Genomic DNA, 22618 nt, shown 5'->3' with positions numbered 1-22618 from the left:
AGGTGGGGGCGCATCTGGCTACACCGCCACCGGTGGGATGCCGCCAGCTGCTGCGCCGGCACCGCCGGCACCGCCGGCCGCTCCCCCGCCGCCGCCTGCTGCCGGGGTCTTGGGGGCTGCGCCCGCTCCCCCGCCGCCCTGGCCGCCGCCGGAGCCGCCGCCGGGTCCGCCGCCGGTGGGCAGCGTCGGCGGGGTGGGCGGCGCTGGAGGCGTGGGCGGGGTCGGCATCGAGGAGTCACCGTCGCCCTGGTCGCCACCCTGCGGATCCGGCTGGCTCCCGCCCTGGCCGCCGGACTGGCCGCCGGACTGCCGGCCGCCCATGCCGCTGAAGTCGGGGCCGTAGGTGCTCTGCCCGACGCCGGCCTGGTTGGCCTCGTCCGACATCAGGGAGGTCGCCTTCGCGCCGGCGGAGTTGATCATCCCCATCCCGGCTGCGAGCGCCTGGCCGACGCCGCCGAAGCTGCCAAGGAAGCCCTGGGTGGACTTGTTGAACCGGTCGCCGGTCGAGGCCTCGGCGCTCTGCTCACCCGAGGAGCGGCCGTTGCCGTCGGTGGTCGACGCGGCCGACGAGCCGCCGCCACCACCGCCGCCGAGCAGGCCCTGGAGGCCGCCCTGGATGGCCATGCCCTGGCGGAACGATGCGCCGCTGGGGGTGCCGGGGTCGACGAAGGCGAGGAGCTTGAACAGCGACAGCGGGGCCACGACGCTGATCAGGATCGTCATCACGGCCGGCAGCGCGGTGCCGAAGGTCTTGGCGGTGTCCTCGGCCAGATGGGCCGCGACGCCGTTGGCGAACTGCACGCCGATGCCGAGCACCATGATCATCAGGACCGGGGTGAACGCCGCGGCGTGCAGCCACCGCAGGCTCTTCCAGAACCAGGACCGGGTGAAGTCCGAGACCAGGCCGGCGGCCGCGAGCGGGCCGGTGGCGGTGAGCACCAGGAGCGAAGCCGCGCGAGCCAGGTAGACCAGGAGGTGGCCGATGGCGGCCAGCCACAGGAAGATCCCAAGGAAGGCAAGCGCGGTGGCTACGCCGGCGTCGGTGATGTCGTCGACGCCGAGGCCGCCCAGCGGGTCCCAGTCGGGCCAGGTCTGGACCCTGAGCAGCGACTTCATCAACGCCCGGGTGATCGCACCACAGGCAGCGATCAGGGTGACGGCATAGCCGAACCAGCACGCGTTGATGACGACGAACTGGCCGGCTCCGATGAACGCCCGGGCGAGACCCTTACCCTCGCGCTTGAAGGCCGCGGCCCCCAGCTGGATCATCGCCAAGATGACCACCAGGGCCAGGGCGAGCCACAGAGTGAAGGCGTAGACGTCCTTACCGGGTCCGTCGGCCCGCAGGTCGGGGGTCAAGAACAGCTCGCTGAACGTGAGCACGATGCGCAGCACGAACAGGCCGGAGTTCCAGACCGCGAGCATGGCTGCGGTCCAGGCGTCCGCCGCGGCCTTGGCGATGACGTCGCCGATGGCCTCGAACGGGTTGGGGATGTCGCCTACGCCGGGGATGCCGCCACCGAAGAGGTCACCGACGTTCGGCAGACCGGGGATTCCCGGGAGGCCGGGAACGCCAGGCAGTCCCGGAAGCCCGGGCAACCCAGGCAGGTCTCCGCCGCAGATCGCGTCGAGGATCCCGCAGCCGTCAGACAGCAGCCCTGCTGCGCCGTCCAGGGCGTTCCCGGCGCCGTCGAGCAGGTTGCCGGCGCCGTCCTTCACGTCGCCGGCGGCGTCTTTGCCGCAGTCGATCGGGTCGCTGGCGCAGTCGAGTGCATCGCCGCCGAGATCGCACAGTGCGTCGGGCCCGGTGCAGCCCATCTTCACGTTGCCGCGGGCCGGCAGCTGGCCGGTGGCGAGGGCGGTGGCGTTGGCCGTGCTGGTCACCGGCTCGGCCGCGGCCGCGGTGGGCGCCTGCAGGGTGATAGCAGCTCCGAGGAGCGTGGTGAGGACCAGGACCGCCAGCGCGGCGATTCCCAGTCGGAGAGCCCGGGGTGCGATGGCGGTCGTGGTCACTGGGGCGCTCCGTTGATCCGGATCCAGCCGGCCTTCTCGAACTCGGGGGTGCCGGGGGCCACCGCCTGGGGCTGGCCCTCCGAGACCAGGTGCTGGATGTCGGCTTCACTGCCCTGGACCAGGCGCCAGTCACCGTCGAGCCACTGCATCAGCTGGGTGCCGGCGTAGAGGCTGTCGTGGACCTTGCCGTCGGCGGTGGTGAGCGTGACGTAGCTGAGCAGGTTGACCGCGTAGTAGCCGGTGTCGAGCTGCTCGAGGGTGTAGGCGACCGGGGTGAGGGCGTATGACGCGGGGGCGGGCACGTCGCCGTCCTTGGCGACGCCGGCCTGCTTGCGACGCAACTCGACCGCGGCGCGGGCGCGCTCCTCGAAGACGGCCTTGTCATCGGGGTCGGCGTAGAGGTCAGCGACGGTGACGGCCTGGTCGTAGTCGAATCCGACCTGGGCCTTGGCCACCTCGACCTGCAGCGCCACGGCGCCGAGGTCGGTGGCCGGGAACCCGGTCGGGTGGCCGTCGACCTGGTCGGTGCCGGTCGGGATCACCACACCGTCCGCGGGCGCGGTGTCCGGTGCGACCTGCTCGACCGAGGTGTTCTTGACCGTCTGGCTCGAGCTGTCCCCGCCGGACGTGCCGGGGGTGCCGGCGTCGTCGCCTCGGCTTTGGGCACCGAGCCAGACGACAGTGGCCACCATGGTCGCGATCGCCACCAAGATGCCGATGCGCACGAGGGTCGCGCGCGAGTCGTCGTTGCCGGTCGTCAGGTTCTTCATCAGTGGTCCCGTTCGATGTGGTCAGGGTCAGTGGTGGCGTCGGTCGACCAGGTGCGCCAACCGGCCTCATGTGCCAGTTGGGTGCCGGGCCAAGTAGCGGGAGCGGGGGCGGGCGGTGCGCCGGGGGCGACCATCCAGCGGCCGCCGACCCACTGCATGCGCTCGCAGTGGGCGAAGGCGATCTGCGCTTCCTGCTTGTAGGAGGCGGTGACCTTCATGAGCACGCAGACGGTGGTCCAGTCCGGACCGTCGGTGCCCTTCACGAGTGCGGCGGCCGGCTCCAGGGAGACCGAGGAGCTGGGGTCCTTGACCTCGCCCATGCCGGTGCTGGAGAGGAAGGCTCGGACGCTGGCGGTGATCCACCAGTCCTCGGCGCGGACCCCGCCGGGCAGGGCCCAGGCGTTGTAGACCTCCTCGGCGGTGGTCAGGCTCATCGACTGCAGCACCGCGAGGTCGATCTGGGCGAGCTGGCCGATCGCGCCCTCGGGGGTCTGCGGGAACCCGGTCATCACGAACGCGGGTCCGTTGACGCCGGCGCCGGCCGGGATCTTGATCTCCGGTGCCTTGGCGCTGGTGGTCTCGGCCGGGAAGGCGGCGCTCTCTGGCACGGTCAGCATCGGCTCGGCCGCGATGTCGTCGCGGTGAGCAGCACCCTGGGCAACTGTCGAGTGGTCGGACTCACCGGTCGCCACACCGGGGGCCGCGGTGGCGTCGTCGCCGATGCCGGCGAGGGCGAGGTAGCTTCCGTAGACGAGGCCCCCGATCAGGAGCGCAGCCACGACGACGGCCATGACCAGAATCCCGAGGAGGCGGCGACGGCTCCACTCGCTGGTGCCTTCTGCCTTCTTCGTGGCTGCGCGCCGCATCAGATGCAGCCCTTGCCGAGGATGCCGTTGAGCATGCCGGGCAGCACCAGGTAGGCGATCGCGCAGGCGAAAACGACCACCACCGAGATGACGCCGACCTTGGAGGCGTGCGGCAGCGAGAACACTCGGCCGGCGATGATCGCGCCGATCGCGATGATGATGCCGAGACCGAACAGGACGATGACGCCCCACAGCACGTAGCTGGTGATCTCGTTGGTGGGACCGACAGCACCCGGGGGCGCCTTCGGGCAGACAGCCATCACGGTGGTTGCGGTTGCGGTCATGACGTCCATGGGTGGACTTCCTTTCTGGGTTGCTGACCTCGGGCGGGTCAGGCGCTTTCGCTGGTGTTGTTGGTGGGCAGGTGTGCGGGCTCGAGCAGCTGACGTGCTGCCGAGATCAGGGGGGTCGGGACGGGTCGGGAGTCCAGGCCGTTGACCGCCAGCTCGCGGTCCTCGGGGATCTCCACGCACCGGTCCGCGTCCAGGGCGCGTCGTACGGCGGGGCCGCCGGCGTGCTCGAGGCCTCGGGGCCACTTCTTGCGGCGCGGCCCGCGCACGGCGAGGGTGATCTGCTCGGGCTGCCAGTGGTTGGCCAGCAGCTCGAGCGCGACCGAGGCGCGGCGCATCCCGGGGACGGTGGCGGTGGTGACCAGGACGACCTGGTCGGCGGTGCGGACGGCCTCGGCGAGCCAGCAGTCGGTGGCCAGGAGCTGGCCGGCCTCCCAGCCGACGTCGAGGATGGTCAGCTGGGTCTCGTGCTCGGCGTCGACCGGGAGCGGAACCTCGTCGACGCCGGCGAGGACCTCGCTGGCCCGCTCGAGCAGGACGTGGTCGCGCTTGCCCTGACGCCAGTCGGTCGGGTGCAAGCCGAGCTCGGCGGTGCTCGCCGCGGCGAGACCGGAGGCGGTGACCGAGCAGCACTCGATGACCCGGACCGGGGCGGCGGCGGCCAGGCCGGTGGCGAGGGCGACGGTGCTGGCTCCCACCGAGCCGGCGCATCCGATGACGGCGATGGTGTGCTCCCCCGCAGCGAGTGACCAGTTGTCGGCGGCGACGGTGCCGCGGCCGCGGGGTCCCTTGCCGGCACCGGGGTCGGTGCGGAACTCGCCGGCGTTCACCGCGTCCCAGGCCCGCTTGAGCTCGTCGACGCCGACCGGGCGGCTCGAGGCCGGGGCCGTGACCTGGGTGCTCACTGGGCCTCCCCGATACCGCCGCGGCGGAACTCGAGCGCGGCACGGACCTCAGCCGGGGTCAGGCTGGCCAGCTGGGCCTTGGCGGCCTGGACCTCGTGCAGCTGGGCCACACAGCCGGTGAGCTGCTCGATCGCCTCGACCTCGCGGCCGGCGATCGCGAACAGCTCGGCGATCTGCTGCGGCGTCCGGCTCTCGCCGTCGTCCTTGGTGTTTGTCATGGGCTTCACCACCTCCAGCCGCCTATGTGTCGTGGGGCGGTGGGAGCGATCACGGTTGCGCTCATTCGTCATGGCCGAACTTCCTCGGGGCGGCCGCGGCGAGGGCGCGCATGCTGCGCGAGCCGTGGCGACGGACGGTTGCCTCGGACACCCCGACGCGGGGCGCGACTCGGCTGGACACCTCGTTGCTGAGCAGGCCGCCGTAGCCGCGGGCGAGGTTTCGGGTCTCGACCCGGTCGGCCTCGTCGACCAGGCACAGCAGCAGGTAGCGGTCGGCCGGGCTGATGACCTGGTTCTCGCACGCCCACGCCAGCAGCTCCAGCAGCTCCTCGGTGGCCGAGGGCTCCTCATGCTCCGGGCCGGCGTCGGCGAGGATCTCGGGGCGGTGGAACAGGGCGCCGGCAACGCGCTCGGTCGGCATCGCCGCTGCGCTCCACGCGCTGGCGTCGCCGTCTGTCAGGTCGCCCGAGGAGAAGGACTCCACGAGGGTGGTGTTCGCCCAGGTGCGGTCGGCGCGGGAGACGTGGAAGAAGTCGCCGACCTCGCGGAGGACACCGACCCTGGTGTTGATCAGGATGTTGGCGGCGACCTTGCGCAGTCGACGCCATTTGAAGGTCCGGACCTCGATCCACAGCTGGGAGGCCACGAGCTCGTCGATCCGCTCGACGGCCGACCAGGATCCGGCGGCGACAGGTTGGCTGTCGCGGAAGACCTCGCGGGGAGGCAGGGTGCTCAGCCAGCCCGCGAGCCGGCACGCGCCGGGCAGCAGGCACTTGGCGAGCGCCGCAGCCGCGGCGATGTCGTCACCGCCATCGGGGGCCGCCAGCATGGCCAGCGCCAGGAGGACCTCGTCAGAGGCCGCGCTGTCCACCGAGGGCAGCCAGGCCCGCAGGTCGTCGAACCGTTCGACGACTCCAAGCCGCGGATCCGCGGCCACCCAGGCCGGCCACTTCTGGCGCGCCTGGTCGAGCAGTTCGCTGTTGTCGTCGAGGCCGAGCTGGTCTCCCACACTCATCGCACTCGCTCCTTTCGTCCGCGGCTGTGCACGGCAGAAAGGTCGCGAGCGGGCGTCCCCGTATCCGTCCCCCCAAACCCCTGATTTGGAGGGGGGACGCAGAGGGGGGACGCGCGTTTTCGCAGGTCAGAGGGCGTCCCCCCGAAAGTTGAGAAAGTTTTTCGGCTACCCCCTTGCGCGGGCCACTTGTCGAGATGCAGCGAATTCTGACTTTGCCCACGACAAGGTTGCCTTGTCTGATTACGTCAACCCGTCGGCTTTCACGGGGCGCGCGTCATGCTGCCGCTGCGCGCGGTTGATCCCCCCGTATCCACGTAACGGCCATTGACCTTCCCTCAGTCAGCGGTAGCGTCACGGCGTGCCCAAGTCCGGAGAAGACGCCATCCCCGACCCCGAATCGTGGGGCGTCTCCGCGGGCGACGCGCGCGAACTCCTGCGTCATCAGATGTGCCCTATCTGCGGCCGCGGACCCTGGAAGTCGCCGCTCAACCACGTCGCGCTCAAACACGGCATCGACAAGTTCACGATGCGGGACATCTGTGGGCTGAAGGTGAAGGAGTCTGTAGCCGACGCTGACCTCAGCGAGGCCTCGAGGCAACGGGCCGCAGCACAAGACAAGACCGCACTCCACGAGGCGCACAAGCAGGGACACGGGAAGTACCGCGTCACTCGTGCCGGCGCCAAGGGGAAGGCGGACGGAACCGCCGGCGTCGACATGACCGCCCTCCGAGACCGTGCCTTTACGCCAGAGGCCCTCGCGAAGCGGAGCGACTCATGGAGGCGGACATGGGAGGCCAAGTCGCCCGAGGCCAAGCAAGCGACGTTGGACCGGTTGTACGAGGCGAAGAAGCCGAGCCTCCGTCCGTGCGGCACGGTCGCCGCATACGGTCGCGGATGCCGCTGCGACCTCTGTCGAGCGGCCCACACCGCGTATCGCCGCGCTCGTCGAGAACCAGGCTCAGCACACGACTCGGTCGCACCCGACAGTCCAGCCGACAACCGGCACGCACTCTGACGGGAAAGACGTCGAGGTCTGGTCCGTTAGAACTTCCCCGCGGTCGGCCGATCAACCTTCACTGCATCTCAACACTTGTGTCGAGATGCAGCGAACCTTGACAAGTCGCTGTCAATGTCAAGATCTACCTAAGGGGTAGACATTGGGGTTCGTCCGAGCGGCACGCTTGTCACCTGTGGCGCCACGTCACAGAAGCGAGCCCTCCCAGAAGGGATGGGCTCGCGGAGCGACCCGGTGAGGGATCGCTTCTGCGAAGGCTCGCGAACGATCCTTCGCGTGGTCGATCGCGGGCTCTGGAGCGACGCGGGTGTGCCGGGATAGCGTCGGGTGGGTGGACCGTCCTTCCGGCGACATCGAGGCATGCCGAGACGCTCACGCGCGAATGACGGTCCTCATCACTGGCGCCGACGATTCGGTCGTTCGTCGTCCATCCCTTCTACCCGACTGGACCGTCGGGCACGTCCTGACCCACCTTGCTCGAAACGCCGACGCCATGTGCAAACGCGTCGAGGGAGCTATGCGCGGAGAGGTCGTCGAGCAGTATGCGGGCGGTGCGGCTGGCCGTGCGGCTGAGATCGAAGCCGGAGCCGCTCGTGATGCGCGACAGATCGTCGATGATGCGGTTCAGCGTGCTGCCCGAGTGGACGACTTGTTCGCCGGTCTGTCCGACGAGTGCTGGACCCGTCCGGTGAAGACCGTCCGCGGAGGCGAGCATCCTGCCGCGTTGCTGCCCTACAGGCGGTGGCGCGAGGTGGAGATCCACCTGGTCGACCTCGGGATGGGGATCACCAGTAGCGACTGGCCACCGGAACTTGTCGACCGTATGCTTCCGAGCCTCGTCGCGGGGCTTCCAGACAGGGCCGACTCTCGGGAGCTGGTCGCATGGCTTCTCGGCCGTGGCTCGCCACCGCACCTTCAGCCCTGGGCCTGAGCGTCTTGACTCGTCTCAGCACGCGACCGCTCCTGTTCGCACTCTCGCCCACCTCTCGATGACGGAACCGCCCCAGGCACCAGCCGGGGAACCATCGAGGGGCCGTTGCCTGGGATATCGGTCCCGTTGTGGGACGTTCCGCGTGCCGATCCCGCACCGGGTCGCTCCGCGAGCCCATCCCGCACCGGGTCGCTCCGCGAGCCCATCGGCTCGCGGAGTCCAGCAGGCAGTTGCCTTGGCGGTAGAGGCGAGTGTCGGCGTAGCCGGGTGCAAAGTTCGGCTTCACCGGCGGGAGAGGTGGCCGAGCAGGCTGCTGAGGAGGGCGTCGAGAGAAACCTGTTCGGTCGGACTGAGATCCGAGACGAGCTCGGTGAGGTTGGCGGTGTGGGCTGTCATGGCGGCGTCAATCACCTCGAACCCGGCCGAGGTCAAGGTGATGCGGAAGCTCGCTCGGTTGTCCGGATCAAGGGCGCGGTCGACCAGTCCTGCGGCTTCTAACCGATCGAGCCGTGCGGTCATGCCGCCTCTCGAGAGCATCAGGGTCGCAGCCAGCTCCGAGGGCGTCAGAACGTACGGCGCACCGGATCGTCGCAACGTCGCCAGTACGTCGAACTCTCCCCGATGCAGGCCATGGTCGACGAAGACCTTCTCCTGCAGGGGCCCCAAGAGAAGGACCGCGCGACTCAGCCGTGCAACGAGCCCCACTGCAGTGAGGTCGAGTTCAGGTCGTTCGCGACGCCACGCATCGAGTACGGCGTTGATCGGGTCCACGTTCACGATCGCGGGCTGCAAGTCCGGAGCCGCGTTGCGGGTCTGTCGCGCGTCGCGTTGATTGTTCACTCATAGAACGTAGCAACGATAGACTTCGCTGAACAGTCTTGACATAAAGTGTTCGATGATGAACTCTTTGGGATCGTTGCCAACCTAAGGAGTTCCCATGACGCAGTACCTGTTGTCCCTGCCCCACGACACCGAGGAGTCGCCGACGCTGGAGTCGATGGCTCCCGAGGACGCCGAGACCGCGATGGCCGCCGCAGGCGCCTTCATCGACGAGCTGATGAGCTCGGGCGCATTCGTCTTCGCCGGCGGCCTGCAGCCGCCGTCGACCGCGGTCACCGTCGACCACACGGGCCCGACGCTCCAGCGCACGGACGGACCCTTCGTGGAGGCGCCGGAGTATCTCGGCGGCTTCTGGGTTATCGACGCCGCCACCCAGGACGACGCCATCGAGTGGGCGGCCAAGGCCTCGAAGGCGCTGACCAGCCGCGTCGAGGTACGCGCCCTGCAAGAAGCTCCCGACCAGTGAGCCAGCCAGCAGCGGAGTCGACCGTGAATGAGCGATCGACCTCAGGGTTCGTCGTTGGCAGCATCGGCTGGGTCCGCGGAGGTCGCACCACCATGGATGACTCAGACCACTGGGGTCAGGTCGTCAGTGAGATCGCCGTAGACCCTGAACGGTTCGGACCAGATGGCCTGGTCGGGCTTGCTGGGTTCTCCCACGTCGAGGTTGTCTTCGTCTTCGACCGCACCACCGAACGATCGGACTACACGATTGCTAGACCCAGCCGTGGCCGGAGCGACCTGCCCGCGGTCGGAGTCTTCGCCGACCGCGGGCCGCGACGCCCCAACCGCATCGGGACCACCACATGCCAAGTCATCGACGTCAAGGCCTGCACGCTGCAGGTTCGCGGCCTCGACGCGCTCGATGGTTCACCGATACTCGACCTCAAGCCGGTGATGCGCCAACTGCTCCCAGAATCGGTCCGGCAGCCCGCCTGGGTCGACAGCCTCATGAGTCGCTACCTGGCTTGAGGCGTCCGTGCCTGGTGCCCGCACGTCGAACGACCATCGGGCCCTGTCGACGACCGCGCCGGGCACGGGGAATGTCCCGACGACCACCGAAAGCGGATCCGCTTGTGGAGCGACCCGGTACGGGATGGGCTCGCGGAGCGACCCGGTACGGGATCGGTGGCCGGCCACGGTCGACGCGGACCGTCTCAAGCTCGCGCTCCGAAAGTGTCGGCGTGCCGCACCGGTCACGCTGCATATTGACGATTCCGTACCGGACGCTTCGCGGGACCATGCCCCATCCGGAAAGCGTGCGCATCGGCTGGCGCTCTTGTGTTGTGCAACTAGCGACCTGACAGCCGCCGGCCTACAGGTAGCGGCAGACCTGGTCGGGGTTGCAGGACTCGGGTTCGGGCCGGGCCGCTTGGTCGCGTAGCTCGGCGATGGTGTCGCGCAGCGCGGCGAGCCCGGCGAGTTGTTGCTCGATTTCCGTCAGACGTGCGTCGAGCAGGTCGCGGACGTGGTCGCAGGGTGCTTGTCCTCGATCGCGGATGTCGAGGATCTGTCGGATCTGGGCGAGCGTGAGTCCGGCCGCCTGGCCGCGGTGGATGAAATCTATCCGGGCGACGGTCTCGGGCGTGTAGTCGCGGTAGCCGGCCGGGGTGCGCTCGGTCGGCGGGAGCAGCCCTTGGTCTTCGTAGAACCGCAGCGTTTTGGTGGTGGTGCCGGCCGTGTCGGCGATCTCCCCGATCCGCATCGCGCCTCCTGTGTCGCAGGTCTCCCTTGACCTTCCCCTGTACTGGAAGGTCCAGTATCGCCGCATCAAGGGAGTTTCTCAACGGACCGGGGAGGTACTGGCATGGGTTCGAGGTATGACCTGGCGGTGATCGGGTCGGGTGGGGCGGCGTTCGCCGCCGCCATCCGCGCGACCACGCTCGGCAAGTCGGTGGTGATGGTCGAGCGTGGCACGTTCGGCGGCACCTGCGTGAACACCGGCTGTGTGCCGTCCAAGGCGCTGATCGCCGCGGCCGAGGCCCGCCATGTGGCCGCTGACGCGAGCACCCGGTTCCCCGGCATCGCCACCACCGCCTCCGCGGTCGACATGCCGGGCCTGATCGGCGGCAAGGAAGGTCTGGTCGAGGCCCTGCGGAGCGAGAAGTACGTCGACGTGGCTGACGCCTACGGCTGGCAGGTCCGCCAAGGTGAGGCGAGCTTCACCGGCACCCCGGACGCACCGGCCCTCCAGGTCACCGCAGCCGAGGGCAGAGTCGAGGTGATCGAGGCCGAGAACTACCTGGTGGCCACCGGCGCCCAGGCCTGGGCCCCGCCGACCGCCGGCCTGGCGGAGGTCGGCTACCTGACCTCGACCACGGCGATGGAGCTGACCGAGGTTCCGGAGTCGCTCCTGGTGCTCGGCGGCGGCTACGTGGCCCTGGAGCAGGCCCAACTGTTCGCCCGGCTGGGCTCCAAGGTGACCATGTTGGTGCGATCGCGGCTGGCCTCGAAGGAGGAGCCGGAGGTCTCCAAGGCGCTGCAAGAGGTCTTCGCTGACGAGGGCATCCGGGTGGTCCGCCGCGCCGTCCTGAGCCGGGTCACCCGCGACGGGGCTACGGGGCAGGTCGTCGTGACCGCCGAGGTGTCCGGGGGCGTGCAGGAGTTCCGCGCCGACCAGGTCCTGGTCGCGCTCGGACGGCGTCCGGTCACCGACGGCCTCAACCTCGACGCGGTGGAGGTGAAGACCGGCGAGGCCGGCCACATCGTTGTCACCGACCAACTGCAGTCCTCCAACCCGCGGATCTGGGCCGCCGGCGATGTGACCGGACACCCCGAGTTCGTCTACGTCGCTGCCCACCACGGCACGATGGTCGCCGAGAACGCATTCGGCGCCGCCGACCGGTCCGTCGACTACAGCCGGCTGCCGAGGGTGACGTTCACCAGCCCCGCGATCGGGGCAGTCGGGATGACCGAGGCCCAGGTCCTCGAGGCCGGGATCCGCTGCGACTGCCGGGTATTACCGCTGGACTACGTACCGCGGGCGCTGGTCAACCGCGACACCCGCGGGTTCATCAAGCTGGTCGCCAACGCCGAGACCGGCGAGATCCTCGGTCTGACCGCGGTCGCCAAGGACGCAGGCGAGCTCGCCGCCGCCGGCGTCCACGTCCTGGGCAAGACCCTCACCGAGGTCGCCGAGGCGTGGGCGCCCTACCTGACCATGACCGAGGGCATCCGGATCGCCGCCAAGGCCTTCGGCGCCGACGTCTCGAAGCTGTCCTGCTGCGCCTGACCCCCGCACCCGAGGGCACTCTCACCCCGACAAGAACGGAGCCAACGCACGTGTCGAACCTCAGCACCGACCTGACCGACCGACTCACCCGACCCGAGGAGACCGGCCTGGACGCAGGCCTGCTCGTCCCGCTGTTGCGGCTGCTCGTGGACGGCGACCCCGTCACCCTCGAGCAACTCGCCGCCGCATCCGGCCGCACCGTCGACGACGTGCGCCGTGGTCTGGCCGCCGTGCCGGACACCGAGTACGACGACCAGGGCCGGATCATCGGCCAAGGCCTCACCCTGCGCCCCACCGCGCACCGGTTCACCGTGGCCGGCGAGGAGCTCTACACCTGGTGTGCCCTCGACACCCTGATGTTCCCCGCCCTGCTCGAACGCGCCGCCCGCATCGAGTCGGTCTCGCCGGTCGGCGGTGGCGCGATCCGGGTGGCCGTTGACCCCGCCGGCGGTGTCACCAGCGTCGAGCCTTCCACGGCTGTGGTGTCCCTGGTCAACCCCGACGAGATCACCTCGATCCGCTCCTCGTTCTGCGACCAGGTGCACTACTTCACCTCCCCCCAGGACGCGGCGGGCTGGCTCGCCGGGCACCCCGAAGCCGAAGTGGTCACCGTGGCCGACGCCTTCCAACTCGGCGCCGCCCTCACCGCCAGCCTGCTTGGCCGCCTCCAGGCCGACCCGACCGGGTCCGAGGACCCCCACTGCTGCTGACACAAGGCCGACGAGAGGGCCGACGAGAGAACGAGAGAGGAACACCCATGACATCAAACCGCGACAACCAACCAGGTGGCGGTGGCCTGCTCATGGCCGCCGGAGCCGGGCTGCTCATGGTCGCTTGCTGCGCCCTTCCCCTCCTCATCGCCGGCGGAGCACTCGCTGGGATTGGCGGGTTCATTCGCAGCCCGTGGGTGATTGCGGCAGGCGTCCTGCTCGTCGTCGTTGCGGTGCTGGCCGTCCCACGACGGCACAAGCGCGATAACGACGACTGCTGCGCACCCGACCCGTCCCGCAACGAATCCACGCCGGGCCGCGCCCGAGGAGAGGGCCGCTGACCAGTGCACCCCACTGACACTCCCGATCGCACCGGTACTGCTCGCCGCGCCCGCCCATTTCGGCGCCGATTCACTGCGCTGGGCATGATCAGCGTGCTCGCCGTCTTGTTGACCGCCTGCGGAGGCCTGACCAAGGACAACCCCTCCCCGGCAGGTGACGGAGGCGCCTCCACGGCAGGTTTCACCGCCCGCACCATCGCCGGCAGCTCCATCACGCTGCCCGGTGAGCGTCCGAGCGTGCTGCTGTTCTTCTCCGTCGAGTGCGGCGGCTGCGGACCCACCGCCAACGCCCTGGCCCAGGCGCGGGCCCAGGATCCCAAGGCGGCGGACTTCGGGGTCATCGACGTGGCCGCCTACGAGACGTCCAAGGACATCGAAGGATTCCTCAAGGACTACGACGCCACCGCCCTGGCCTACGCCAGTGACCCCGACGGCACGTTGACCGCCCGCTACGGGGTCACCCAGTTGAGCACCGTGGTAATCGTCGACCCCGACGGCAAGGTGGTCTTCCGGGGCGTGGAGCCCAACGCCGAGAAGATCCGTGCCGAGCTGGACAAGGTGACGGGCTGATGGGCGGGCTGCTTGCGCTTGCCTTCGCCGCCGGCATGGTGGCCCCCGTCAACCCCTGCGGGTTCGCGCTCCTGCCCGCCTGGATCACCCTCTCCCTGGGAGACACCACCCACCACACCGCCCTGGCGGGCCGCCTAGCCCGGGCCCTGCCGTCCGGAGTCGCGCTGACCATCGGGTTCGCCGGCACCCTGGTGGCCGTCGGACTCATCGTGAGCGCCGGAGCCCACGCGGTCATCAAAGCGGCGCCCTGGCTCGGGCTGGCCACAGGAGTGGTGCTGCTGCTGTTCGCGGGGGCGATGCTCACCGGTCGCTCACTGGGCCTCCGTCTGCCCGGCATCGGCGCGAAGCCCGCAGCGCGAGGCCACGGGGTGGGCCAATCGGTCGCCTACGGCGTCGGGTTCGCCGGGGCCTCGCTATCGTGCACCTTCGGGGTGCTCCTCGCGGTCATCGCTCAGGCCCAGGCCACCGCCACCTACACCGGCCTGATCGTGGTCTTCGCCGTCTATGCCGCCGGGGCAGCCACCGTCCTGCTGCTCCTCGCCATCGCCACCGCCATCGCCGGCACCGCCCTCACCCGGCGCACGGCCTCCCTGGCCCGGTACGGCCCCACACTCACCGCGATCGTCCTCGCGGTCACCGGCACCTACCTCATCTGGTATTGGTACCCGACCGCAGTGACGGGTGACCGCGCGACCAGCGGCACCGGCCTGACCAGCGTCGCCGCCACCGCCGCCACCTGGGTGCAAGCCCACGGCACGCTCATCGCCCTGTCCGCGACGGGAGCCGTCCTGCTCGCGCTCGCGGTGGTCATTCACCACCACCGAACCCGCCGCATCACCGACCCGGGGGAGGCCGCGGATCCGATGGTGACCGATCCCGAGGGCTGCTGCGCCCCCGCGCTCACAAGACCGCAGACACCCGCGCGCGACCAGGATCGTCGCGAGGGCCGTTCGCGGTGAGGCCGACAGCCACCTCACCCCACCTTGCCGGAGCCGCCGGCCGTCTCACATTGCGGCTGTTCGCGGTCATCGCGGCAGGGCTCGGCGCTGTGGCCGCCTTCATCGGAGCAGGGTTGGCGATGCTCGGCCTCTGCTGTGGCGCCCCCTTGGCCGTGGCCGGCGCCGGTACGGCTGCCGCAGGGGCCAGCGTGGACGGGCCCGCGTCCTGGCCGTTCTTCCTCGGCGCTGCCGCGCTCTTCGCCGCAGCGTGGATGCTGCACCGCGGCGCTTCGGCCCCGACTTGCCGCCCGCGCGCGCGGCGGGCAGATCGAGCTCGTCAGCACGTACCTGAAGGGTAGCTGGCTGCTGCTCGTCGCCAACGGATCGCCAAACATTTGCCTGGACGCCCCACCCACCGCCTCTTACAACTATTCCACTCTGGAGAGATGCAGATGAATGAACAGTTCGACCTGATCGTCATCGGCGCCGGCATGGCCGGTGTCGCCGCCGCCAACAAGTGCGCAGCGCAGGGATGGAAGGTGGCCATCGTGGACTCCCTGCCCTACGGAGGCACGTGCGCGCTGCGGGGGTGCGATCCGAAGAAGATCCTGCGCCGCGGGGCCGAGGTCATCGACAGCGCACGGCTGATGCGCGGCAAGGGCATCGACGACGCGGATCTTTCCATCAACTGGGCCGACCTGATGAAGCACAAGCACGGCTTCACCGACCCCGTGCCCCAGAACATGGAAGACGGCCTGAGCAGCCATGGCGTCACCACCCTGCACGGCCGCGCCAGATTCACCGGCCCACGCCAACTGGAGATCGAGGACACCGCCTACGACGCCGACCGCTTCCTGGTCGCCACCGGCGCCCGCCCCCGCCCCCTGGACTTCCCGGGCCACGAGCACCTCATCGACAGCACCGACTTCCTGAACCTCGAGCACCTCCCCTCCCGGATCCTGTTCGTCGGCGGCGGTTTCATTTCCTTCGAGTTTGCCCACATCGCCGTCCGTGCCGGCAGCTCGCCGACCATCGTCGACCGTGGCGAGCGCCCACTGAAGAACTTCGACCCCGACCTCGTCGAGCTGCTGGTCAACCGTGGCCACGAGATCGGCATCCAGCTGCGCCGCACCACCACCATCCGCGAGGTACTGCCGTCCGGTGATGGCTACCAGGTCACCCTGGAACACGACGGTGACCAGGAGACGGTCGAGACCGACCTCGTCGTCCACGGCGCCGGACGCGTCGCGGACCTGGCCGACCTGGGACTCGACGCCGCGGGCGTCGAGTGGGGCGAGCACGGCATCCACGTCGCCGACCACCTGCAGAGCATCACGAATCCCCACGTCTGGGCGGCCGGGGACTCAGCCGACACAGCGGGAATGCCGCTCACCCCGGTCGCGGTCTCCGAAGCCAAGGTCGCCGCCTCCAACATGCTCAAGGACACCACCACGGCCCCGGACTACTCAGGCATCCCCACCGCGGTCTTCACCATCCCTGAACTCGCCCGCGTCGGCATGCTCGAGGCCGAGGCCCGCGACATCGGCATCGACCTCATCGTCCGCTACAACGACACCAGCGACTGGTACTCCAACTACCGCATCGGGGAGACAACCGCAGCCGCGAAGATCCTCATCGACCAGACCAACGACCAGATCGTCGGCGCCCACCTCCTCGGACCCGAATACGGCGAACTTATCAACACCCTCGGCCTGGCCATCAAGCTCGGCCTCACCACTCGGCAACTCAAATCCGCGACAGCCGCCTACCCCACCGTCGGGTCCGACCTGGGCTCGATGCTGTGAGAACTCTCTGACCTTCCGGGCCGCCCGTTCATCAGGCTCGCCTCGCGGACGTGTGGTCGCCGAGCACAACCCAGCCGCCGCGGTCGCGAAGCCGTTGCCGTCGTGCCCGCGACCCAGCCCGACGCCGCGGGATGGCGTGACTAGCAGGCACACCACGGCTACATCCCGGCGCGGATGCTCAGCGGCCGTGAGAACCTTTCAACGCGACCTTTGGAGGAACAGTGCACATCCGACAAGCCGCCCTTGACCTGATCCTTGCCGCCGCCGCGGGATACGTCGGCACCAAGGCCATGGAACCGGTCAGCATGAAGTTGTACGACATGGAGTCCGCGGCTGACCGAGAGCGCGAGGACGCCGTACGCCCGGGACCGCCGTACCGGATCGCAGCAGAGAAGCTCAGCCGCCACGTCGGCTTGGATCTCAGCGACGAGCAGCTGGATCGCTTGAGCCTGGCCTTCCACTACGGCCTGGCCATCCAGTGGGCGCCGCTCTATCCCCTCCTGCGGCGTAGCACCGGGTGGTCTCCGCCAATCGCCGGGCTCGCGACCGGGGCCGCCATGAGTATCGTCGCCGACGAACTCATCACCCCCGCCTTCGGGTTCTCCGCAGCAAACCTCGACTATCCGCTCAGCACGCACCTCCGCGGAGTCATCGCGCACCTGGTCTTCGGGCTCGCCGTCGCCGGGACCGTCGAGGCCGGATGGGCGGTAGGCAGAGGGCGTACCTCGACGGCAAACCGACGGGTAGGCACGAGCGGGCCTTGACTCACGCAGCACATCGGCGATCTGGGGCCGTCCCTTACTGGAACCTCGTGCGGGACCTGAGCAGGCCAGCCCACTGACCAATGCCCGGGCGTCCCGGATGACCCGTCCGCGAAGCTCGCCGGTGACGGGGCGCTCTGCGGGGAGAGCTCGTGTCCGGACCGGCCTACCTTGACGGCAACCACGCAAATGGCCGATCTCGTCAAGGTCTCCCGCGGGCGGGCCATCAATCCTTCGTGCATCTCGACAACTTTGTCGAGATGCAGCGAATCTTGACAAGTCGCTGTCACGGTCAAGATCTACCAAGCGGGGCGACTTTGAGAAGGGATCGGCGCTAAGGTCCGTGGGGAGCAAGGGAGCGTCAGACGTGGATCCGAAGGTGACGATCGACAACGTCGGCCAGTTCGTCCAGGCACTCCGCGACCTCGGCGCTGGCGGCATGACGCGGCCGCTCTGGTTTCGAGGTCACCGAAACGCTGCCTATCGACTGCAAGCCAGTGCGTTGCGCGGCGACCGATTCCGGGAAAACGAGGTCGCCATGCTGAAGCGCTTCATGCAGGATGCGCTACCTCATCTTGCTGAGCCTCCTGCCAGCGACTGGGATTGGTTGCTCCTGGCGCAGCACCATGGGGTGCCGACCCGTCTATTGGACTGGTCCGAGAACGCACTCGTGGCCTTGTTTTTCGCCTGCGAGACTGACGACACCCGGCTGGAAGGGGTGCCCGAACCTGACGGCGACGTGTGGGTCTTGATGCCCGAAGGTCTCAACCGGCAGGCAGGTACATGGTCATCGAAGCACGTCGAGGACCTCCCGTTTGTCGGGGTCGACAGCAACTTGGATCCGTACAACCCGATGGCGGGCACCGCACCTCAGGTACCGCTCCGCCATGTCGCTGTTATCGCATCTCGGAACTTCCCGAGGATCATCAGTCAGTGGGGAACGTTCACGATCACGGGAGAGGAGACGGCCATCGAGCACCTGCCGGATGCAGCCAAGTTCCTAACTCGCATCCGGGTTGAGGGCGCGGCCAAGCAGCAGATCCTGGAGGAGTTGAGATCGCTGGGCGTCGAGGAAAGAACGGTCTACCCGGATCTGCACCGCCTGGGAAGCCGAGTCAGAGAGTTGTTCGCATGAGCCGGTTGGGCATCTCGCGGCGTGGGTTCCGTGTCGAGCAGCTGATCGGCTGGCAAGACAACTTCCTCCTCGATCCGGTCTATCAGCGTGAGGGCGGAATCTGGACTCGCAGCCGTCAGCAGCTGTTCATCGACAGCATCCTCAACGGGTTCGACGTTCCGCCGCTTTACCTGCACCAGCTGCGCCCTCCTGAGTTTCGGGATGGTCGCGCTGCCAGTTACGCCGTCATCGACGGGCGCCAGCGGTTGGAGGCGCTTGAGGAGTTCGCGTCCGGCCGGCTGCGCCTGGATGACGACTTCCGCTTGCTGGAGGACGTGGAGGATAGTCAAGCGGTTCTGTTGGAGGAGTTCGCCGGAGGACGCGGTCGATTCGGCGGACTCACCCTTGGTGAGCTCCGCGCGGAAGCGCCGTCTCTTGCGTACCGCTTTTTGGACTACGAAATCCCGGTCACGGTGGTCGACACGGAGGATCCGGAACTCATCGAAGAACTGTTCTTCCGGCTTAACGAGGGTGTCCCTCTCAACCCAGCTGAGAAGAGAACCCGAGGCGAGCTTTTGCGATCCCACGTCATACCGCTCGTTCGAAACGACGACTTGTTCCGTTGCGCCGGGTTCAGGAACGTGCGTCGCAAGCACGAAGACCTTCTCCTGCGGCTCCTCTTCGTCAAGTCGCGTCAGGGCACGATTCACGACGTGCCAGACATGAAGCGAACGCTGATCGACCAGTTCGCGTCTTCCTTCAGACCGGACTTCGGCGAATCGTTCAGCGACTCCGAGCGGCAGAACGTGCAACGAACCCTGGCTGCCTTGGTTGACGCCGTTAGGCCGACCCTCGAGGCGATGAACGAGATCTTCGAAGAGGGTGATCCACTTCTGCGTCAGCAGTCCACCTTCTTCATCTACTACCTCGTGATCGAAGACTTCCTGCGAACCGGTGAAGCACTGCCGGCTCGTGCCGACTTCGTGAGGTTCGGAGAGGAGTTAGGGTCGTTGCAGGGGCGCGAAGAAGAGCAACTGACGGCCGATCAGCGAGAAGCGTTGGAGTACGCCGCCCCACTACGCGAGACGACAACAGGGTCCTACACGCAAGAGAAGGCGCAGATCCTGCTGCGGTACTTGCGGGGGGAGTTGTCCGTCGTCTGACGTGCGCCGCGGTCCCGCTTCAGGTGATCTCGGCCTTGAGGTTCTCGTGCACCAACTCGCCCAGGAGCTTGACGAGCTGGACCTTCACGCGGTCGTCGGTGAAGAAGTAGTCGGCCATCTTGTGGTGGCTCGTCTGGTTCCCCAGGACGGCCTCGGTGACGGCGTCGGAGAGGTCGGGCGACTCGACGAACTGCTTGCGGGTGTTGGCGCCCGCCTGGGCGCGGATTGTGTCGTCGTCCATCAGGACGGTGACGAGGCCTTCGACCCACGACTGTTGCTCGGCGGGTGTGAAGTCCTCGCCGGCGAACAGGTCGTTGATCTTCGCCAGCACTTCGGCCAGGCGCACCATCCGCGGGTCGCGCGCGGAGCCGGTCCCGGTCGCGGACACCGGACGTAGCGCCACAGGCTCGCCGCTGTCGAGATCGAGAGCGTGGTCACCGGAGCGAGCCTGTTTGATGTGGGTGAGCTCGACGGTGGAGAAGTCGACCGTCTCGGCGCCCAGGCGTCCGGTCAGGCGGCCGGCGAGCAGTCGGAGGAAGAGGGATCGCTTCTCCAGGTCGGTGTCGGCGTAGTTCACGATCTGGGAGAGGAAGTCGTAGAGCCGCACGAAGCTCCCGACGTCCTTGCGGAAGAGGTCGAGTTCCTCGACGGTGGCGGCGTCACCGTCCACGACTGCGGCGGTGTAGCGGCTGTTGAACCGGTCGGCGGCAGCCTTGAGCGGCGCGGAGATCGCCCCGTGCTTGCCGGTCAGGTAGGCGGTCACGAACGCGTCGATCTCCGATTCGGTGTAGATCCCTGCTGCGTCGAGCTTGGCCTGCAGGTCGTGGACGATGTCGGGGTCGGTCGCACCCTCGATCGTGGCCTCGCGGTAGTAGGGCTTGAAGGAGCCGAGGATCTCGGCGGGATCGTTGACGAAGTCCAGGACGTAGGTCGTGTCCTTGCCACCGGCGGGATAGGTCCGGTTGAGCCGGGAGAGCGTTTGCACGGCTGTGACGCCGGAGAGTCGCTTGTCGACGTACATCGCACTCAACAGCGGCTGGTCGAAGCCGGTCTGGTACTTGTTGGCGACGATCAGAATCTGGAAGTCGTCGGTGCCGAACGCGACCGGCAGGGTCCGCCCCCGCAGCCCGGAGTTGAGGTTGGCTTCGGTGTACGGCGGCTCCGCGCCGGCGAACGCAACACCGTCGAGGGTGATCGAGCCCGAGAATGCGACCAGCGTGGCGAGCCGGTAGCCGCGCTTGGCGATGTAGGCATCGATCGCCTCCTTGTAGCGCACGGCGTGCTCGCGGGAGCTGGTGACGACCATGGCCTTGGCGTGCCCGTCGAGCAGGTGACGCACGTTGGCGCGGTAGTGCTCGACGATGATCTGCACCTTCTGAGCGATGTTCGTCGGGTGCAGTGACACCCAGCGCATCAGGCCCTTGGTGGCCTCGGACTCGTCGACCAGCTTCACCTCTTCCAGATGCTGCCGAGAGCGCTCGGCGATCTGGAAGGCGGTGTCGTACGTCGTGTAGTTGCGCAGCACGTCGAGGATGTAGCCCTCCTCGATCGCCTGCTGCATCGAGTACACGTGGAACGGCCGCGGAACGCCATCCGCGTCGGGGCGGCCGAACAGCTCGAGCGTCTTGTTCTTCGGAGTGGCGGTGAAGGCGAAGAACGAGAGGTTGGGTGATTCCGCCCGCGCCTCCATCTCCGCCGCGAGGATCGCCTCGGTGTCGATCTCGCCGCCGTCGTCGAGGTCCGCCAGCTCCTCAGCTGTGAGTACGGCGCGCAGCTGCTGCGACGTCCGCCCGGTCTGGGAGGAGTGGGCCTCGTCGGCGATGATCGCGAACCTCTTCCCGGCCAGGCCGGCGTTGTCGCGGATCGCCTGGAGCGCGAACGGGAAGGTCTGCATCGTGACGATCACGATGAGCTTGCCGGCGAGGAGCTCGGCGGCAAGGAGACCGGACTTGGATCCGGTGCCCGCGTTGCGGACCTGATCGGCGTTGATGGTGGCGACGGTGCCGTCGACGCCCTCGATCTGCTTGATCGCCTTCTGGAGCTGGTCGTCGAGCACGGTGCGGTCGGTGACGACGATGACGGTGTCGAAGACCTTCTGGTTGCGCTCGTCGAACAGGGTGGCCAGGCCGTGTGCGGTCCAGGCGATCGAGTTGGTCTTGCCCGAGCCGGCGGAGTGCATCGCGAGGTAGCGGTGTCCCGGCCCCTCCTGGGCGGCGGTCGCGAGCAGGTTGGTGACCAGCTCCCACTGGTGGAAGCGGGGGAAGAGCAGTGTCGTCTTCTTCGACGCCTCGCCGGTGATGGGGTCGATGTCGGTGCGGGTCTCGAGGTGGAGCAGCTTGCCGATGATGTGCAGCCAGGAGTCGCGCTGCAGGACCCGCTCCCACAGGTACGACGTCGCGGCACCGCGCGGGTTGACCGGGTTGCCCGCCGCGCCGTCGTTGCCCACGTTGAACGGCAGGAAGTGGGTCGCCTTCCCGGCGAGCCGCGTCGTCATCGCGACCTCGTCGTTGGAGACCGCGAAGTGCACCAGGCATCGATTGGCGAACCCGAGCAGCGGCTCGCCCTTCGGGTCGCGGTCGGTGCGGTACTGCGCCTTGGCGTGCTCGATCGACTGGGTGTTGTCGGTCTTGAGCTCGAGCGTGGCGACCGGCAGCCCGTTGACGAACAGCACCAGGTCGATCGAGCCCTTGTGCTCGCCTGAGTAGTAGACCTGCCGCATCACGCGCAGCCGAACGGCGGCATACCGCTCCATCGCTGCCGCGTTGAGCGTGGTGGCGGGCTTGAACTCGCACATCGCGAACCGGGCCGGCGTCTTCTTGAACCCCTTGCGGAGTACGGCGAGAGTGCCGCCGCCCGACTCCAACGGCAGGTCGAGCGTCTTCACGAGCCGGTCGAGCAACTGCTCCTTCGCGCGCTCCTGCTCAGCGGGTGACAGCGACGGCTTGACGACCTTCGCCCACTCCTCGGGTTGGGTCTCCTGGAGCCAGGCGAAGACGTCGGCGGGGAACAGGGCTCGAGTCTTGTCGTACCGATCGTCGGTCGGCGAGTAGAGCCAGCCGTCAGCAGCCAGGTGGGCGCAGATCTCGTCCTCGAAGGCCAGCTCGTGCTCGACACTCACACC

General features: G+C 68.4%; 22 protein-coding genes. 12 read left to right on the top strand and 10 right to left on the bottom strand.

The genetic code is table 11. The features are described from left to right. Nucleotides 1–18 precede the first annotated feature (18 nt). The 7 genes from BKA05_RS20200 to BKA05_RS04720 all read right to left on the bottom strand — a co-directional run bounded on the left by BKA05_RS20200 (nt 19) and on the right by BKA05_RS04720 (nt 6077). A complete protein-coding gene (locus BKA05_RS20200) occupies nt 19–2013 on the bottom strand; it encodes a type IV secretion system protein (protein WP_179530409.1) in 1995 nt (664 codons plus the stop codon). Continuing rightward, nucleotides 2010–2783 (bottom strand): hypothetical protein, encoded by a 774-nt coding sequence (locus tag BKA05_RS04745; RefSeq protein ID WP_179530408.1) that lies wholly within the window; start codon nt 2781–2783, stop codon nt 2010–2012. Before BKA05_RS04745 ends, BKA05_RS20200 begins: the two co-directional genes overlap by 4 nt. Continuing rightward, a complete protein-coding gene (locus BKA05_RS04740; RefSeq protein WP_179530407.1) occupies nt 2783–3649 on the bottom strand; it encodes a hypothetical protein in 867 nt (288 codons plus the stop codon). Before BKA05_RS04740 ends, BKA05_RS04745 begins: the two co-directional genes overlap by 1 nt. Continuing rightward, a complete protein-coding gene (locus BKA05_RS04735) occupies nt 3649–3942 on the bottom strand; it encodes a hypothetical protein (protein ID WP_109691870.1) in 294 nt (97 codons plus the stop codon). Before BKA05_RS04735 ends, BKA05_RS04740 begins: the two co-directional genes overlap by 1 nt. 38 nt (nt 3943–3980) lie before the next feature. Further along, entirely contained in the window at nt 3981–4844 is an 864-nt protein-coding gene (locus BKA05_RS04730) for a CpaE/TadZ family protein (protein WP_179530406.1), read from the bottom strand. Further along, nucleotides 4841–5062, bottom strand: a complete 222-nt coding sequence (locus BKA05_RS04725; RefSeq protein ID WP_179530405.1) for a hypothetical protein — start codon at nt 5060–5062, stop codon at nt 4841–4843. Before BKA05_RS04725 ends, BKA05_RS04730 begins: the two co-directional genes overlap by 4 nt. Nucleotides 5063–5123: 61 nt before the next feature. Further along, entirely contained in the window at nt 5124–6077 is a 954-nt protein-coding gene (locus tag BKA05_RS04720) for a hypothetical protein (RefSeq protein ID WP_179530404.1), read from the bottom strand. Between the two features lie 358 nt (nt 6078–6435). On the opposite strand from BKA05_RS04720, the gene BKA05_RS04715 reads away from it, so the two are divergent. Then, entirely contained in the window at nt 6436–7092 is a 657-nt protein-coding gene (locus tag BKA05_RS04715; RefSeq protein WP_179530403.1) for a hypothetical protein, read from the top strand. Between the two features lie 307 nt (nt 7093–7399). After that, entirely contained in the window at nt 7400–8023 is a 624-nt protein-coding gene (locus BKA05_RS04710) for a maleylpyruvate isomerase N-terminal domain-containing protein (protein ID WP_343045522.1), read from the top strand. 282 nt (nt 8024–8305) lie between these two features. Here the strand turns inward: BKA05_RS04710 and BKA05_RS04705 are convergent, their stop codons facing one another. After that, the gene (locus BKA05_RS04705) at nt 8306–8863 is read right to left on the bottom strand and encodes a MarR family winged helix-turn-helix transcriptional regulator (RefSeq protein ID WP_343045521.1); all 558 of its coding nucleotides are present in this window, start codon (nt 8861–8863) and stop codon (nt 8306–8308) included. Nucleotides 8864–8960: 97 nt separating this feature from the next. Here BKA05_RS04705 and BKA05_RS04700 point away from each other — a divergent pair, with 97 nt between their 5' ends. Further along, entirely contained in the window at nt 8961–9329 is a 369-nt protein-coding gene (locus BKA05_RS04700; protein WP_179530401.1) for a YciI family protein, read from the top strand. Nucleotides 9330–9421: 92 nt separating this feature from the next. Next, nucleotides 9422–9835, top strand: coding sequence for an SAM-dependent methyltransferase (locus BKA05_RS04695; protein WP_179530400.1), 414 nt, complete (start codon nt 9422–9424; stop codon nt 9833–9835). Nucleotides 9836–10178: 343 nt separating this feature from the next. Here the strand turns inward: BKA05_RS04695 and BKA05_RS04690 are convergent, their stop codons facing one another. Then, entirely contained in the window at nt 10179–10568 is a 390-nt protein-coding gene (locus BKA05_RS04690) for a heavy metal-responsive transcriptional regulator (protein WP_179530399.1), read from the bottom strand. A gap of 102 nt (nt 10569–10670) precedes the next feature. Between BKA05_RS04690 and merA the strand changes: the two genes are divergently transcribed. The 8 genes from merA to BKA05_RS04650 all read left to right on the top strand — a co-directional run bounded on the left by merA (nt 10671) and on the right by BKA05_RS04650 (nt 19497). Beyond that, nucleotides 10671–12095, top strand: coding sequence for a mercury(II) reductase (gene merA / locus BKA05_RS04685; protein WP_179530398.1), 1425 nt, complete (start codon nt 10671–10673; stop codon nt 12093–12095). A 50-nt stretch (nt 12096–12145) separates the two neighbouring features. Further along, complete coding sequence (gene merB / locus BKA05_RS04680) at nt 12146–12805, top strand: organomercurial lyase MerB (RefSeq protein ID WP_179530397.1); 660 nt, start codon at nt 12146–12148, stop codon at nt 12803–12805. 425 nt (nt 12806–13230) lie between these two features. Next, a complete protein-coding gene (locus tag BKA05_RS04675) occupies nt 13231–13716 on the top strand; it encodes a TlpA family protein disulfide reductase (protein WP_179530396.1) in 486 nt (161 codons plus the stop codon). Beyond that, nucleotides 13716–14675: a cytochrome c biogenesis CcdA family protein gene (locus tag BKA05_RS04670; RefSeq protein WP_179530395.1), complete on the top strand. Its 960-nt coding sequence runs from the start codon at nt 13716–13718 to the stop codon at nt 14673–14675. Before BKA05_RS04675 ends, BKA05_RS04670 begins: the two co-directional genes overlap by 1 nt. Nucleotides 14676–15100: 425 nt before the next feature. Beyond that, entirely contained in the window at nt 15101–16459 is a 1359-nt protein-coding gene (locus tag BKA05_RS04665) for a dihydrolipoyl dehydrogenase family protein (RefSeq protein WP_223396682.1), read from the top strand. A gap of 221 nt (nt 16460–16680) precedes the next feature. Beyond that, on the top strand, nt 16681–17223 hold the full coding sequence (locus tag BKA05_RS04660) for a DUF1440 domain-containing protein (protein WP_179530394.1): 543 nt from the start codon (nt 16681–16683) through the stop codon (nt 17221–17223). Between the two features lie 376 nt (nt 17224–17599). Continuing rightward, a complete protein-coding gene (locus BKA05_RS04655) occupies nt 17600–18355 on the top strand; it encodes an FRG domain-containing protein (RefSeq protein ID WP_179530393.1) in 756 nt (251 codons plus the stop codon). Then, nucleotides 18352–19497 carry a DUF262 domain-containing protein gene (locus BKA05_RS04650; protein ID WP_179530392.1) on the top strand — a complete coding sequence of 382 codons (1146 nt, stop codon included), beginning with the start codon at nt 18352–18354 and terminating at the stop codon, nt 19495–19497. Before BKA05_RS04655 ends, BKA05_RS04650 begins: the two co-directional genes overlap by 4 nt. A gap of 19 nt (nt 19498–19516) precedes the next feature. Here BKA05_RS04650 and BKA05_RS04645 read toward each other — a convergent pair whose 3' ends face one another. Further along, complete coding sequence (locus BKA05_RS04645) at nt 19517–22615, bottom strand: type I restriction endonuclease (RefSeq protein WP_179530391.1); 3099 nt, start codon at nt 22613–22615, stop codon at nt 19517–19519. Nucleotides 22616–22618 lie beyond the last annotated feature (3 nt).

It is taken from the genome of Nocardioides marinus (assembly GCF_013408145.1).
GTDB classification, from domain to species: domain Bacteria; phylum Actinomycetota; class Actinomycetes; order Propionibacteriales; family Nocardioidaceae; genus Nocardioides; species Nocardioides marinus.
Note: the sequence above shows the minus strand (reverse complement) of the source record. Positions and strands in the feature narration are given on the sequence as shown.

What these genes read in the sequence shown, in the direction of transcription:
- BKA05_RS04665 (WP_223396682.1), top strand. Translation starts at nt 15,101, where the DNA reads ATGCAGATGAATGAACAGTTCGACCTGATCGTCATCGGCGCCGGCATG.
- BKA05_RS04745 (WP_179530408.1), bottom strand. Translation starts at nt 2,783, where the DNA reads ATGAAGAACCTGACGACCGGCAACGACGACTCGCGCGCGACCCTCGTG.
- merA (WP_179530398.1), top strand. Translation starts at nt 10,671, where the DNA reads ATGGGTTCGAGGTATGACCTGGCGGTGATCGGGTCGGGTGGGGCGGCG.
- BKA05_RS04720 (WP_179530404.1), bottom strand. Translation starts at nt 6,077, where the DNA reads ATGAGTGTGGGAGACCAGCTCGGCCTCGACGACAACAGCGAACTGCTC.
- BKA05_RS04675 (WP_179530396.1), top strand. Translation starts at nt 13,231, where the DNA reads ATGATCAGCGTGCTCGCCGTCTTGTTGACCGCCTGCGGAGGCCTGACC.
- BKA05_RS04670 (WP_179530395.1), top strand. Translation starts at nt 13,716, where the DNA reads ATGGGCGGGCTGCTTGCGCTTGCCTTCGCCGCCGGCATGGTGGCCCCC.
- BKA05_RS04695 (WP_179530400.1), top strand. Translation starts at nt 9,422, where the DNA reads ATGGATGACTCAGACCACTGGGGTCAGGTCGTCAGTGAGATCGCCGTA.
- BKA05_RS04735 (WP_109691870.1), bottom strand. Translation starts at nt 3,942, where the DNA reads ATGGACGTCATGACCGCAACCGCAACCACCGTGATGGCTGTCTGCCCG.
- BKA05_RS04725 (WP_179530405.1), bottom strand. Translation starts at nt 5,062, where the DNA reads ATGACAAACACCAAGGACGACGGCGAGAGCCGGACGCCGCAGCAGATC.
- BKA05_RS04700 (WP_179530401.1), top strand. Translation starts at nt 8,961, where the DNA reads ATGACGCAGTACCTGTTGTCCCTGCCCCACGACACCGAGGAGTCGCCG.
- BKA05_RS04690 (WP_179530399.1), bottom strand. Translation starts at nt 10,568, where the DNA reads ATGCGGATCGGGGAGATCGCCGACACGGCCGGCACCACCACCAAAACG.
- BKA05_RS04650 (WP_179530392.1), top strand. Translation starts at nt 18,352, where the DNA reads ATGAGCCGGTTGGGCATCTCGCGGCGTGGGTTCCGTGTCGAGCAGCTG.
- BKA05_RS04740 (WP_179530407.1), bottom strand. Translation starts at nt 3,649, where the DNA reads ATGCGGCGCGCAGCCACGAAGAAGGCAGAAGGCACCAGCGAGTGGAGC.